Annotated in this window: 1 pseudogene; it reads right to left on the bottom strand. The window is 60.8% G+C overall.

Going from position 1 to position 268, the window contains the following annotated elements:
- A pseudogene (locus tag ACTHS8_RS10855) lies at positions 1 to 268 on the bottom strand (hypothetical protein); the annotation flags it as partial.

Consider the following 268-nt stretch of genomic DNA (forward strand, 5'->3'; position numbering starts at 1 on the left):
GCGTTGTTCTTGGGCGGCGGCAAGGAGGACGTCGCGCAGGGTGGTGCGCTCCCAGGTGTCAACGGGGGTGGAGGCGGAAGCGGGTGTGTTTTGGGCATCGCCTTCACGGTGGATTCGGTATTGCATGCTGTGATGTGCTTTCGTGCAGGCCGTCTGAATGTTCAGACGGCCGTATCGGTGTGAGTTGAGGGAATAGCCGCGCAGGTATTGCGTGCGCTCGCGGGTCATGCGGGTTTCACACTGACTACGCAGGTATTCTGCTTGTGCG

Origin of the sequence: Neisseria sp. P0016.S008, assembly GCF_051957775.1 — a bacterium.
In the GTDB taxonomy this organism is placed as follows: Bacteria; Pseudomonadota; Gammaproteobacteria; order Burkholderiales; family Neisseriaceae; genus Neisseria; species Neisseria flavescens_B.